The sequence below is a fragment of the uncultured Gilvimarinus sp. genome (assembly GCF_963975215.1).
Taxonomy (GTDB): Bacteria; Pseudomonadota; Gammaproteobacteria; order Pseudomonadales; family Cellvibrionaceae; genus Gilvimarinus.
In genome coordinates this window covers 41,321-54,618 of sequence record NZ_CAXBFW010000015.1, presented here as the reverse complement: position 1 = coordinate 54,618, position 13,298 = coordinate 41,321, and the positions used below count along the sequence as shown (strand labels likewise).

Sequence of the window (13,298 nt, the reverse complement as noted above, 5' to 3'; positions counted from 1 at the left end):
CAGCGGTTAAGTGAGCCTCTGTCACATCACACTCTTTGGCTAGAGATTAATATGAAAACTATATTTGCCTTTATCGTGGCACTCTTCACCTCTGCATCAGTGTTGGCTGTAGACTTTCAGGAGTTTACGGAGCAGGCGGAGTTTAAGTATGGCGTCATCAGTAATTTTGAAGACGATGGAAAATTCAGTGCTTTTTTTGAAATTAACAATCTTTCAAGTGTTGATCTAAAGGCCAGTAATAAATCCTGGACAATGTACATTCACTATGTGCGACGAATTACCGACACTAAATCTGATCAAGTGAATATTGAGAGGGTGCAGGGGGATCTGTACAAAATAACACCCACAAAAAACTTCGCGGGATTACCGCCAGGCGAAAAAATTAAGGTGGAGTTTGAGGCGAGGGGGCATATTGCAACCTACAGCTATATTGTTCCCAATGCTTTTATGGTGGACGACAATGGCAATAGCTATGTATTCGCCAGTACCCATACCAGCAACCCTGCCGATTACACCTACCCGTTGCTAAAGCCCGAGCAGTACTTGCGCTTTGACCAACCGGCACGAGATAACTTTGCGGTGTTCGATGCCGAGAAGCGTTATGAGTTGAACAAAACCAATCCACTCAATAAATCGCAAACCCACATAGTGCCCACCCCCCGTGAAGTGCATAGCAGCAGAGGTGAGGCGAGTATTGATGCGGATTGGTCCGTGTATCAAGCCGGTGGCCTTGGGTTTGAAGCACGCTACCTGGTAAGATCGTTAGAGTTCTTGGGTGTTGTACTTCCCATAGAAAATAACGAATCGGGTGATAAAAAAATTCGCCTTATCATTGATGGTAAAATAACCGAAGAAAACGGCTACGAACTCAACGTTAAGAACAACAATATTGATATTCGTGCGGCCGATACCACAGGGATATTCTACGGCGTACAAAGCCTGCTTAGCTTGGTACCTTTTACCGAGCAGAGTAGCTCGATAAAGATCCCGGCGGTGCGCGTATTTGATTCGCCGCGTTATTCGTGGCGAGGTATGCATTACGATATCGCGAGAAACTTTCACGGTAAAGATGCGATCTTAACGCTGTTAGAGCAAATGGGGCGCTACAAGCTCAATAAATTACACCTTCATGTGACTGACGACGAAGGCTGGCGCATTCAAATTCCGGGCTTAGAAGAGTTAACAGAAGTCGGCTCAAATCGTTGTTTTGATCTAAAAGAAAATAGCTGCTTGCTAACGCAACTAGGAAGCGGGCCCGACAAAGACAATCCGGGAAGTGGTTATCTGAGCGTTGATGATTATATAGAGATCGTCCGCTTTGCCAATGATCGTCATATTGAGGTGATTCCCGAGATTGACATGCCCGGTCATTCCCGTGCGGCTGTTGTGGCAATGAAAGCTCGGTATCGTAAGCTCAAGCAACAGGGCAAGGATGAGGCGGCCGCCGAATTTCTGTTATCCGACCCCAATGACAAATCTGAATATCTAACGGTACAGAGCTACAGCGACAACTCCGTCAATGTTTGTATGGAGTCAAGTTACCGCTTTATTGAAAAAGTTGTATACGAGCTGCAAACCATGCACCGTAAAGCTGGCACCAAGTTATCTGTGTTCCATATGGGGGGAGACGAGGTTGGCAAAGGCTCCTGGGAAAAATCGCCGATCTGTAATGCGCTTATTAATAGTGAGGCAAATGGCATAGCCGGAGTGGATGATTTAAAACCTTACTTTGTTAAGCGTTTTGGTGACATTACCGCCGAGCGCGGATTGAGTTTGGTTGGCTGGGAAGATGGGTTGATGTACGATAAAAATAACCCTTTTCCCCGCGATAATATTGCCAATAAGCAAGTTATTGCCAATGCATGGGATAATATCTGGGAATACGGCATTGCTGATCGTGCTTACGTATTGGCAAATGCAGGCTACGATGTGGTTTTGTCATCAGCAACGCACTTGTACTTCGATCACCCACATCAGCCAAACCCCTATGAAGATGGTTATCACTGGGCGGCGCGATACACCGATCTGAAAAAAGTGTTCTCGTTTATGCCGGGCGATCTCTATGCCAATGCGCGGATGACATTTACCGGAAACCCCATCGAAAACCTCGATAAGCTGGTGGATAAAGTTCACGTTGGATTGGATAACCCCGAGAGAATTCTAGGGTTGCAGGGTCAGTTGTGGACTGAGGTGGTACGCAGCCAGTCGCAAATGGAGGCAATGGTGTTTCCACGGCTTTTGGCGCTTGCTGAGCGGGCTTGGCACAAGGCCGCGTGGGAGAGCGAAGAAGACGACAATAGTTTTGCGGGCGACTGGGAGGGCTTTGTATCGTCTCTGGTGTTTAAAGAGTTACCCAAGTTAAGCCGTATGGGCGTTAATTTTTACTTACCGCCGCCAGGGTTAAAGAAAATATCTGGCCAGGTTTTTATCAACACTGAATTGCCGGGCCTTGAGGTTGAATCCAGCATTGATGGTGGACAACACTGGAATAAAGTGACGAAATCATCTGTAGAGTTTGATTCCCGGGCTTTGTTTCGCTCCAGGCTAGGTGGCCAAACCAGTCGTGCGACGGGCCTATCGCTATAGTTGTAAACTAATCTATAGTTGTAAGGCAATAAAGGTATTACTGTGGAAATCGAGCGCTTACTATCAAACGCAAAAGATGCCCTGCAACAAGGGCGTGATGAGCAGGCTTACAGTTTATTGGGGCAGGCACTGACGCTCGATTCCCGCAACGCCGAAGCTTACTACTTATTAAGCTATATCGCCCACAAGTATAAAAACTTTTTAAAAGAAGTTGAGTTGCTGAAAAGCTGTATTCAGCTGAACGGCACAAACCAATACTATGTGGTTTATTTATGTCGTGCGCTGACATTGGTGGGAGAAAAAACGCAGGCTATTTCGTTTCTGGATCAGCTTGATCTTGATAGTATCAAAGAGCTCGAACTAATAGACGTGATCGCCTCTTGCTACAACCAATTGTCTTTATACAGGCATGCGTGTCACTGGTTTGAAAAACTAGTAGCACTGGATGGGAGTCAAGCATCAAACTGGTTTAATCTTGGTGTTTGCTATAAATACTTTGGTGAGTTTGAAAAATCGAAGCAGGCGTTTGAGCGGGCTATCGCGTTAAGCCCGGATTACTATAAAGCCTACGCTGCATTGGTTTCGCTCGGAAGTCGATATAATCAGGGTGTGTCGGTAACCTTTTTGCAGGACCTGTTCACATCGGCGTCTGATGCTGATAATAAGCTGTATCTCGCCCATGCGATCGCAAAAAAAATGGAAGAGTCTGGCGATTATAAGGCATCGATGGAGGCTCTCAGAAGCGGTAAAAAGCAAAAGCACGCCCTTTTTAAAGCATCCATTGACAGCAATATAGCCATACTAAAGCACATTGCCGGCGCACCCGCGCAAACGGTAGCGAAAAAAACGGGTAAACCGCGGCATATTTTTGTTGCTGGCATGCCGCGCACGGGTACGACGTTAGTAGAGCGAATTTTGTCATCTGCCGCTGATGTTGCAACCGGCGGAGAGCTCTACGACTTTGTTTCTGCTGTGAAAAAAGTAACCGGGAACTCTGGCCCCGATTTTTTATCGACCGCAACAACCCGTGCGTTAACGCAGAGCCAATATCGGCAAGTGGGGTTGTTGTATCGGGAAGCAGTCGCTTATCTTTATCGGGATGCTGACGTGCTGATCGATAAGCTGCCGTTAAATGTACTCTATACACCGCAGATATTATCCTCCCTGAACGATGCCGTGGTTATTTGTTTAGACAGGCACCCGCTAGACACCATTGTGGGTAATTTTAAGCAGCTATTTAGCTTTGATGACTCTGCCAACGGCTACTCATTAAGCTTGCTGGATACCGCGACTTATTATGTTAATTTTAAGCGCATTATAGATAGATTTAAATCGCATTACGGCGATCGGTTCTACATCGTCAACTACGAAAACCTAGTGAATAATCCGGCCGAAGAGGCCGAGAAGCTGTTTGATTTTTGCGCGATACCGTGGGATCCATGCTATTTGCAGGTTGAAAAAAACGCTCAGCCCGTGGCAACCGCCAGCTCTGTTCAGGTGCGCAGTAAGATCAACACCAATTCGGTAGGGCGGTGGCGGCACTACGAGGAGTGCTTAACTGAGGTAAAAGCTGTTTTAGCAAAAGCGGGTGTTTATGGCTAACCGGTTAATTCGATTGGCTGATCATTTTTTTGCGATACTCGGTGGGTGAGTCGCCGGTCAGTCGTTTAAAAAACCGCTGAAAAGAAGACTTACTGTTAAAACCGGACTCCAGCAGAATATCCATCACCGACATATCCAAATGGCGCTCATCGGCCAGATAGCGCTTCGCTTCTTCTACTCGGTAGGTATTAATAAACTCAAAAAAGTTTGTACCAAATACGCGGTTTATGGCAAACGATACCTCGCGATAAGGCAGGCCGATACTCTCTGAAAACTGTTCTACGTTTATATTCGACTTTAGGTAGAGTTTGTCTTCCTTTATACCGGCCATAATTTTACCGGTAATATTATCCAGGCTCTCTGTTTGGCTATCATTTTTTTTGCGTTCTACTTTAGCCGTTGTAATTGACTGAGAAAATGAAACACTAAAATAATACAAAGAAACGAGCAGGCAAAAATTTATATAGTTATCGGTCACCCCAAAAGGAAGCCGATAGAGCACCGCCAATACACTTAACATAACCGACCAAATACCCGCCCCGATATAGGCAATGGTTAGCAGGTAGAGCCAGATAATAGCCCGTTCGTTGACGGCAGAGTTTTGGGTAAGTACGGTTTTATGATAGTTGCGAACAATAAAGAATCCGTAGGTAAAGTAAAGCAGCGGAATAATCTTTACCAACCACCAAACGGTATCGATGGCGCGATAGGTGGTGCTGGATATGCCGAATGTATCTAGCCGTAATAACGGCGTATCGATCTGAAACGCCATAATAAGAATGAAAACGCCTATAGACGGCAGAAGGTGAGCAAGATGCTCTCGCTGCAGTGAAAAGTTCTCCTGAGTAATGCTGGATACATACAAGACCAGTATTGGTCCTTTAAGAAGCATAAAGGTGGCGTAGAAATAAGGCGTTATATCATCGATCAATTCGGTGGTTGGAAGGTGTAAATTCCATACCAGAAGAATCCCGATGTCTGAGATGGCAATGGCGGTAAAGAAGCTTGCCAGAAGATACTTTGAGAGTTGATTGCGGGTAGAAAACAGAGGTTGCGACAACGCGAGTACGATACTTAAACCGATGGAGAGAACCAAAATCACATCGTTTAGATTGAAGTAGAGAGTTGTCATCATGGTCGTGTTTAACCTCACCGAATTACCGCTAAATTGTATCATGTATAGCGGGATAAAAATGGCGGATAAAAACCGATCGATTACGTTGCGCGTGTTAAGTTTGGATTGCGCAGCCCCGGTGCAAAGAGTGCACACAGGGGCTGGCGCGCGGCGCTGCTGGATAAGCACGCCATCAGCTGGCTAGTGGTTTGCTTCGCCGTTTTTTAGAGCCAGCGGCGATGGCTCGCGTTGCAGGGGTATGTTGGCGTTAAGCGATGTAATCGTCTCTACCTTTACCTCTAATGCATTTTTACCCAATAGTTCGTCGGCGAAGGCCTGAGAAAACGGCCAATAGTTTACATCGGCAGAAATCGATACCGGGCCTTTGATGTCGTTTGGTATTTGGATGTGGTAATCGACTAACTCATGGCCTTTGGGCAATATGCGATTGTCGGACATGATGTGGGTGATACGCCAGACCTCAACCTCTACTTTCTTACCATTTTTATCGCCCATGCGAACCATAAAGTTTTTTGTTCCGGGCTCGGTTTTGCCGTCTTTTATCGCACCTGAGCGATAAAAGGTTTTGCCGCTGCCATCTTTTAGCTGGAAATCCACCCACACCTCGCGCCCTTCGGGAAAGCCTGTGGGTAGTTTGTGTCCGGCACCGGTGTTTGTCACTTTTAGGGTTATCTTTGCTAGCGCCCCAGGTTGTATACGCTTGGGCGTATCGACAAGTTCGATGGTGGCACTAGATTGCAGTAAAGCACGGGCACGTTTGGCGTTATCGGTGTGACCAAAGTGTTCCAGTAGGGTCGTGTTGCCGCCTGCAAACCAGTGGGTAGCCCGGTCGCTGCGTTCCGGCCCCATAATAGCGCTTTTCCCTTTTACGGGCTTCATGTGGCAGTCCTGACAACTGATACCGGCCGCCCGATAGGGGCTTTCGTACCACTCATCGTAGGTGCGCTCAACCGGGACGCCGTTTAGTGGGTGTGTGACATTGTGGCAGGTGGCGCACATCTGCGATTCAGTATGCAGTGGTGAATAAGCGGTTTCGTGGTAGGGCGATTGTGCATCGCGCCGCGGGCCGTATTTAATGCGCTGCTCACCCGCATCGTTGAGCACATAGGCGCCGTTATCGATACCGCTGATGGCGTTGATATTGTGGCAACTCTCGCAATCGACTCCGGGTAGATCGGTTACAGGGTTATTGATATCCGGTGGCGATTGGTTATCGGCTCGGGTAACTTGCCCGGTAAGTAAACCAGTAGGCGTGTGACAACCGGTGCAAAAATTATCAAGCTCGCCGCCACTTGCCTTGCTCGCGCGACTGAGCAGAGCACGATAGATAGGGTCATCCCAACTGTGTGACATCATCGATGAGTTCCACTCTTTATAGATATCGCTGTGACACGCGGCACACACCTGGGCGTTGTCGAAGCGGTGCTCGGGTATTACCTTACCGGTGGATGTCGTTGCCCGATGTGGGCCAAATAAGGGGGTTAAGGCTTCATCGATAATACGTTGTTCTATGGCCGTGCCGGCATTGGCAAATGCCGCAAGACTTAAAGTCAAAATGAGTCCAAGTTGCAATAGCTTAATCAGGTGCATGCATAACTCCGTTTATTATTTTTACTGACGTGCTGTCAGAATTAATTTATGGCGTATGCATCTATCAAGGCGACAATATTTTTTGCTGAAGAGGTTATATTAAGTACCAAAATAATCAATACTTTTTGGTATTTAATATTATCACTGTGCGTTACAGCACGAATGATTACGCGTTAACGCCGTGCAATAAGGGGGTCTATGTGACTATATGCTGTAATAATGCAGCCAAGCGTTAAGGTGGGGTATTTTTTTGTTGCGTAATAAGCGTCGTAAATGCCTCTATCGGGAGTGGCTTACTGAAGTAATACCCCTGTCCAAAGTCGCATTGCCAGAGGCGTAAATAGTTAAGTTGCTCGAGCGTTTCAACGCCTTCGGCCACCACCTCCAGGTTAAGCTTATGAGACAAACCAATCATAGTTTCGGTCAAGGCTTCGGGCGTTTTGTCGATTCCCAGCTTTTTAATAAACGACTGATCTATTTTAATAATATCGATGGGGAATTTCGTTAAATAGCTCAACGACGAATACCCGGTACCAAAGTCGTCGATAGCAATCGTGATTCCTAGTGTTTTTAGTTTGGTCAGCACCCACATAATGCGATCGGACTCTTCAATTAAAAGCCGTTCTGTAATTTCTACCGTGATGTCAAGTTCAGCTGCAGCGCGCGTTATAAGTGCCAGCCAGCGGTCCAGTGAATCATCTTTGCTGGAAAACACCCGGGGTGAAACATTAATGGATAAAGCAATATTGCAATTTAGTTGTTTTGAGAGACTACTAAGCTGCTCACTGGCTGTGGCTAATACAAATCGATCGATTTCATTAATGCGGCCAGTTTCTTCGGCCAAGGTAATAAATTCATCTGTTGGAATCTGTTGGCCGTTTCTAAACCAGCGAACCAAAGCTTCACATTTATACACTCGGTTTTCGGTTAGATCGACAATCGGTTGATAGTAAACGCTAAATTCATGGTTATCGATGGCGGTGACCAGTTGGGTACTTAGCAGATGGCGCTTTTCGGAAATAATCTGCATGTTTTTAGTAAAAAATTGCCAGCCGTTTCGGCCCGATCGTTTTACGCCGTACATGGCCTGATCGGCTTTTGATACCAGTGACTCCACGGTGTCTCCATCGTCCGGATACATGGATATCCCCACACTGGCCCCGCAAAAAACATGATTCGCGTCAATGCTGTAGGATTGGCTTACCGCTTTAATAATCTGCTCTGCAATAGACACGGCAATTTTAGCGTCCTGAATATCGTGCAATACAACAATAAATTCATCGCCGCTGTATCGTGCTACGGTGTCGGTTGCCCGAACGCAGGCTTTAATTCGTCCGCCAACATTTTTTAAAAGCTTATCGCCGACAGCGTGCCCCAGGTTGTCGTTGACCGGCTTAAAGTTATCGAGGTCGATAAACAAAATTGCTAAACGGGTGTGGTCACGCTGAGATTTGGCAATAGCTTTACTTAGCCTGTTTTGAAACAAAAGCCGGTTGGGTAATCCGGTAAGTTGATCGTAGATAGCTTGTTGTTGGATTTTTTCAGTGAAGCGTTTTCGCTCGGTAATATCCTGCATAGAGCCAAGTACTGAATAGGGTGGGGCGGTGTCTTCAAGAGGCTTACCGATTATTCTTACCCAGCACTTACCTTCTTTTGGGCAAATAAAATTTAACTCGATATCAAAGGGGGTGCCAAGGCTGGCTCCGGTCACTGCTGCGCTTAGGGTTTTGGCTTGATTGGCCTCAAAGCGAGTCAGTAATTGTGGTAATGTGGGCGGAGTCGAGTGGTACTCCATCCGTAAAACTTTAGCGGTTTGCTCGCTCCATAGTGAGATAATCAATTGATCTTTAACCGGGCTTAATTGCCAGCCGCCCACCAGGGCGAGCTTGCCCACTTCTCGCAGCAGGGCTTCACTTTTTTGCAGTGTGCGCTGATAGTGCGCGTCGCGACGAAATTGTCGGTAGCGCGATACGATGGCAACAAGCAGAAGCAGAGCGATAATAATAAAGGCGCCGCGCAGTACCCATACCACATTGTTCTTTTCCCACCCTATGGTTGGGCGGCCCGCCAATTGCCAGCTTCCCGGGCCGACGTTAATGGAGGTGACTATGCTGCGCGGATCGTTAAATACCTCTTCGCTGCCAAAAAACACCTCGCCGCCGGGGCCTGTTGCGTTGCGTCCGCGAATCGCGATCTCAATGGTGAGGTTGTCATCCAATAGCCCGGCCGCTTGATAAAGATCGGCGGTTTTCATGGGCGCTGAGACGATGCCCCAAAACGCATCTTCGCGGGTAAATACCCCGACCCGACCAATCACGGCTTCTTCCCCCTGAACCAACATAAGCGGCCCGGCGAGGTGAAGTTTGCCTCGCTGATTAAGCTCTTTGATAACCGTCATCTGCTCTGGTACATCGCGGTAATTAAGGCCGATTATTTCTCTTTTGTCGGTGGCGGGATAAAGATAGCGAATCACTAAGTTGGGCGCGGCCGCCAAGCTTTTAAGTAGCGGCTCCTGGCGAAATATCGTTGCGGCGTAATCTTCAAATTCAGCTTGAGAGAGGTTGGGAAACAGCCCGATATGAGCGGCCAGGCCGCTAATCAGGGATAAATTATTATTGATGGCGCCGGATAGCTCTGCGGCGTGGGCATTTAGCTGTTGGGTAACCTGTTGTTGTTTGTCGCTGATGGCCGATTCATTGAAATGGCGCTCGAGCATAATTTCGGTTGTGGCGGCGGCCAGTAAAAGAGCCACACACATAGAGAGTGCCCATTTTGCGGCTGGATTGTGTGTTAAGTTTTCCAGCTTCATAGGGCACTTAGCCGATTAAGTAAGTGAAAACATAAGCATCGCCAGATCATAGGCTTAATATAGCGCTTTTTTCCTCCTTTTACAGTGGTAATAAGGGCCAGTGAGGCCGCGCGGCGGGAGAGGGAAAGCTGGCTTCCGTGCCGGGTTTGTCGCCGGTATTAACGGCGGTGGGATAATAGCCATTGGTAAAAGTCATCACTGCCGTACACCCTGCGCCAGGCGTCGTGGCCCATGTCTTCATGGGTGGTAAAGCGCACGTGGGTGTGACCTAACTGCTCCAGGCGGTTTAATCCGGGGTAAAAGTACTGAATGGGAACTGTGTGGTCGCGTCCGCCGGCAAACTGCCAAACCGGAATTTGGTGTTTAGCGATAGGCGCTATATAGGATGGGTGGCCCCAGCCGACTACCGGAGCGATGGCGGCAAACAGGGTAGGGTGCTGACTGGCAAACCACCAGGTGCCAAAGCCACCATAGCTCATTCCCGTTAAGTACAGCCGGCTTTTATCGGTGCGAAAGTTATTCTGCACGGTGTCGAGAATATGCAGTAAATCTTCTTCTACTTTATCCCAGCCCTCCGGCAACAATGGCGGTATCAGGCTCATGTCTACCTGAGACGGGACTCCGGTCATAGGTTGTGGGGTGGCGAAGTAAGGGGCACGAGGCGGTGTGCCCTGCTCAAGACGCTGAGGAATTTGGCTGGGTGAGCGGTTGTCGATGTAGCTAATGCCGCGTTTATCCATACCAAACATATGCAGTTGCGGCGAAACAATAATAAAGGGCAAATCTTTTTTCTGGATCCAGGCTTCGTACAGGGGGCCGTGTATCAAGACATAACCGAGATCTTCTTTGCCGTTACCGCGCTCGCCGTTGCCGTGTAAAAACAGCATAACGGGCCACTCTTTGTCGGGCTGGGTGGCATAGCCTTCAGGTAGGTAGACAAAAAAGTCCCGCTCTTTTTGGTCGGCTTGGCTGGTGTAACTGATACGGTTAAGTACCGGCTCGGCCGACGCGTTGCTGGTCGTAGATGATGTTGCAGCGCTGCTGTAGGCTCCGATTAACAGTAAAGGTAGGGCGAGCAGTCGGGTAAAGCGGGTCATAGTAGCCTCAATTATTATCTCTGTGTGTTTAGGCTTTGTGCGAAATAGGCAGAGCGGTGGAACGTATGGGTGATTTAAGTACAAACGACGATTGTACACCGGTCACCCCGTCAATTCGCGTTAGCTTGTTGAGCAAAAATTGTTGAAAAGCGTCCATGTCCGCAACAATTACCTTTATTTGATAATCTGCCGATTGACCGGTGATCAGGTGGCACTCCAGTACCTCGGGGTAGGCGGCAATGGTGTTTTCAAAATTTTCAAACCGCTCAGGGGTGTGTCGATCCATACTGATCTGAATAAGCGCCGTGAGGTTTAGGCCCAGTTTGCGGGCGTTAAGCAGCGCCACATAACCGTCGATTAAGCCGTCTTCTTCTAGTTGTCGCACCCGGCGCAGGCAAGGCGATGGCGACAGGCTAATAGCGTCGGCTAGCTCTTGGTTGGATATCCGACCGTCTCGCTGCAGGCGCTCGAGAATCATTCCGTCATATCTGTCGAGTTGCGTGACCACAAACACATTCCTATTAAAATTCTTTGAGTGTCCACTATAGCGCAATAATATGCTAATAAATGTAAATATAACGTTATTTTGGCAATCATCTGCTGCTTGCTTGTGGCTACACTGTGTCTATCGGTAGCGAAAGCAACAAATGGCCACAAGCCAGTTGCTAAAAGGCCACAAGCCCGACGCCAGAGCAACGTGGGCGATCCCTACAATCGTGTAAACGTCAGCTACCAAAATCTATCCTTATCGCCGGAGAACACCATGTTAAAGCAGCCCTCTACCAAATATCGCGCATTTGCGCCGGTCGCCCTGTCTGATCGTCAGTGGCCGAATAACGCCATCAGTGCCCCTCCGGTGTGGATGAGTACCGATCTGCGCGATGGCAACCAGGCGCTGATTGACCCTATGTCGGTGGCGACAAAACTTAAGTTTTTTAAGGCGTTGGTTGAGATGGGTTTTAAAGAGATCGAGGTGGGCTTTCCCTCGGCATCTCAGACCGACTTCGATTTAGTTAGGATGCTGATTGAAGATAACCATATTCCCGACGATGTCACCATCGAGGTGTTAACTCAGGCGCGTCAGGAGTTGATTGATCGCACCGTGGAATCGTTAACTGGTGCACGGCGTGCCATCGTCCATATGTACAACCCAACGGCGCCAGATTTTCGTGAGATCGTGTATCGCACAGACCAGGCTGGGGTAAAGGCTATTGCCGAGCAAGGTACACGATGGGTGCAAGAGGCGACAGCTCGCTACCGGGATACCGAGTGGGTTTATCAGTACTCGCCCGAGGTGTTTTCCGGCACCGAGCTGCCCTTTGCCAAAGAGGTGGTGGATGCGGTCTCGGCCATTTGGCAGCCAACTCCCGAGCGTAAAATGATCGTCAACTTGCCGGCCACCGTAGAAATGTCGACGCCCAACACCTACGCCGACCAAATTGAGTGGATGCACCGCCATTTAGCGCGGCGCGACAGTATTGTATTGAGCGTGCACCCGCACAACGACCGCGGCACCGCCGTTGCCGCCGCCGAGTTGGCAGTAATGGCCGGTGCGGACCGGGTAGAGGGCTGTTTGTTTGGTAATGGTGAGCGCACCGGCAATGTCGACCTGGTGACCCTGGCGCTTAATCTTTACACTCAGGGTGTCGATCCGGGCCTGAATTTTGGCCAGATCGATCAGGTGCGTCAGCTGGTCGAGCAGTGCAACCAGTTGCCGGTTCATCCACGTCACCCCTATGCCGGGGAGCTGGTGTTTACCGCTTTTTCGGGCTCCCATCAGGATGCCATTAAAAAAGGTTTTGCTCAGCGTCAGGAGGGTGATTACTGGCGGGTGCCTTACTTGCCCATTGATCCGGCGGATCTCGGCCGCTCCTATGAGTCGGTGGTGCGGGTTAATAGCCAATCGGGCAAAGGCGGGGTGAGCTTTTTGTTGGCTCAGGAATACGGTCTGGATATTCCGCGGCGCTTACAAATTGAGTTTAGCCGAACTGTGCAAGCGCACTCTGACAAGACCGGAAAAGAGGTGTCCAGTGGCGATATTTTTGCCCTGTTCGAGCGCGAGTACCTGCAGGTAAATACGCCCGTGGCTTATTGCCACAACGAGCAACACAGCCGCGATGACGAAGTGTCTATGGCGCTGGAGGTGAGTGTCGCCGGGCAAGCTCAGCGTTTGCTGGGGCAGGGTAGTGGCCCGGTAGCGGCCGCCGTGGCGGCATTACAGCCGTTGCTTGACGAGCCTATCAGCGTTATTGACTATCACGAGCACGCCATCAGCGGCGGCGGCGCTAAAGGTGATGCGGTGAGCTACATTGAGCTGCGTTTTGGCTCAAGCGAGCCAGTATTTGGTGTGGGCCGCGACGGCAGTATTGTGGCGGCTGCCATTAAAGCCTTGATCAATGGTGTGAACCGCTCTGTTGCGGGTGCTGCGGCAGCTTCACTGGTGGCAAAATCGGCTTAGTTAGCGTAAATTAAGTAATAG

General features: G+C 49.0%; 8 protein-coding genes. 3 read left to right on the top strand and 5 right to left on the bottom strand.

The annotated features are described in order from the left end of the window. Positions 1-51 precede the first annotated feature (51 nt). Positions 52-2,586 carry a family 20 glycosylhydrolase gene (locus AAC019_RS11155; protein ID WP_339898958.1) on the top strand — a complete coding sequence of 845 codons (2,535 nt, stop codon included), beginning with the start codon at positions 52-54 and terminating at the stop codon, positions 2,584-2,586. A 42-nt stretch (positions 2,587-2,628) separates the two neighbouring features. Continuing rightward, complete coding sequence (locus tag AAC019_RS11150; RefSeq protein WP_339898957.1) at positions 2,629-4,188, top strand: sulfotransferase; 1,560 nt, start codon at positions 2,629-2,631, stop codon at positions 4,186-4,188. 4 nt (positions 4,189-4,192) lie between these two features. On the opposite strand, the gene AAC019_RS11145 is transcribed toward AAC019_RS11150, so the two are convergent. The 5 genes from AAC019_RS11145 to AAC019_RS11125 form a co-directional block, all read right to left on the bottom strand. Next, positions 4,193-5,323 (bottom strand): helix-turn-helix domain-containing protein, encoded by a 1,131-nt coding sequence (locus AAC019_RS11145; protein ID WP_339898956.1) that lies wholly within the window; start codon positions 5,321-5,323, stop codon positions 4,193-4,195. Between the two features lie 180 nt (positions 5,324-5,503). Then, positions 5,504-6,913: a multiheme c-type cytochrome gene (locus AAC019_RS11140; RefSeq protein ID WP_339898954.1), complete on the bottom strand. Its 1,410-nt coding sequence runs from the start codon at positions 6,911-6,913 to the stop codon at positions 5,504-5,506. A gap of 232 nt (positions 6,914-7,145) precedes the next feature. Further along, complete coding sequence (locus AAC019_RS11135; RefSeq protein WP_339898953.1) at positions 7,146-9,722, bottom strand: EAL domain-containing protein; 2,577 nt, start codon at positions 9,720-9,722, stop codon at positions 7,146-7,148. A gap of 158 nt (positions 9,723-9,880) precedes the next feature. Further along, positions 9,881-10,819, bottom strand: a complete 939-nt coding sequence (locus AAC019_RS11130; RefSeq protein ID WP_339898952.1) for a prolyl oligopeptidase family serine peptidase — start codon at positions 10,817-10,819, stop codon at positions 9,881-9,883. A gap of 28 nt (positions 10,820-10,847) precedes the next feature. Then, the gene (locus AAC019_RS11125) at positions 10,848-11,327 is read right to left on the bottom strand and encodes an Lrp/AsnC family transcriptional regulator (protein ID WP_339898951.1); all 480 of its coding nucleotides are present in this window, start codon (positions 11,325-11,327) and stop codon (positions 10,848-10,850) included. A gap of 255 nt (positions 11,328-11,582) precedes the next feature. Between AAC019_RS11125 and leuA the strand changes: the two genes are divergently transcribed. Then, positions 11,583-13,277: a 2-isopropylmalate synthase gene (gene leuA / locus AAC019_RS11120; protein WP_339898949.1), complete on the top strand. Its 1,695-nt coding sequence runs from the start codon at positions 11,583-11,585 to the stop codon at positions 13,275-13,277. The last annotated feature ends 21 nt before the right edge of the window (positions 13,278-13,298 follow it).